This is a genomic window from Streptomyces sp. UH6 (assembly GCF_013421635.1).
Classification (GTDB): domain Bacteria; phylum Actinomycetota; class Actinomycetes; order Streptomycetales; family Streptomycetaceae; genus Streptomyces; species Streptomyces abyssomicinicus.
This window is the reverse complement of the sequence record NZ_JACADT010001436.1, coordinates 1-1030: the sequence shown is the minus strand read 5'-3', so window position 1 is coordinate 1030 and position 1030 is coordinate 1. Positions and strand designations below refer to the sequence as shown.

The window sequence follows — 1030 nt, the reverse complement described above, 5'->3', positions numbered from 1 at the left end:
GTCGAGCGGCGGCAGCAGGCGGGGGTCGGCTTCCCCGACTCCCCGGCGGCCCTGGCGGCGCGGACCGCACGCCTGCTGGAGCGGCAGGCGGTCCCTGCCGCCCTGGTGGTGGAGGCGGTCCGCTCCGAACCACTGGCGGCGCCCGACGCGTTCGAGCGCATCCTCGGGGTGTCCAAGGAGCTCCAGGCGTGGAGTTTCCTGCCGCGCGGCGCGCGGGCCGCCCACAGCGTGGCCCGGATCTCGGCACGGGAGAACGGCCGTGAACTGCCGGTGGGCACCGGGTTCCTGGTGTCCCCCCGGCTGATGATGACCAACCACCACGTCCTGCCCGACGCGGAGACCGCCCGTGACTGCTTCGCGGAGTTCGACGCCCAGGTCACCGTCGACAACACGCCGCAGGCCCCGGTACGGCTGGGGTTCGACCCGGACGGCTTCTTCGTGGCGGACAAGCGCCTCGACTACGCCCTGGTGCTGCTCTCGTCCGGTCCCGACGGCAGGCCCCCCGGGGAGACGTTCGGCTGGAACCGGCTGAGCCTCCAGCTGGGCAAGCTGGTGGTCGGCGAGCCGGTCAACGTCATCGGCCATCCGATGGGGCGCCTGAAGGAGATCGCGGTACGGGACAACGCCCTCCAGGTGCGGCTGGACGACTTCCTCCACTACCGCACCGACACCGAGCCCGGGAACTCCGGCTCCCCGGTCTACAACGACCAGTGGGAGGTGGTCGCCCTTCATCACAGCGGAGTGCCCCGGACCGACGGCCAGGGCCGTACGGTCCGCCGGGACGGCGAGCTGTGGCAGCGGGGCGACGGCGAGGACTCGGTGGACTGGGTGTCGAACGAAGGGGCACGCATCAGCGTCGTCCTGAAGCACCTCGCCTCCCTGCCGTTCACTCCCGCGCAGCGGGAGCTGCTGGCCGGGATGGGCGCCGAGTCGGGTATCTCCGGCGACGGTGCGGCCACCGCGTCGGCCACGACGGGCACGACGGGCACGACGGCCACGACGGGCACGACGGCGGCGGTCACGCCGACTG

The 1030-nt window shown here is 72.9% G+C and carries 1 protein-coding gene; it reads left to right on the top strand.

What is annotated here, in order from left to right:
- Positions 1-1030: serine protease (locus HW445_RS32415; protein WP_180224315.1), on the top strand; the 1030-nt coding region annotated here is incomplete at both ends.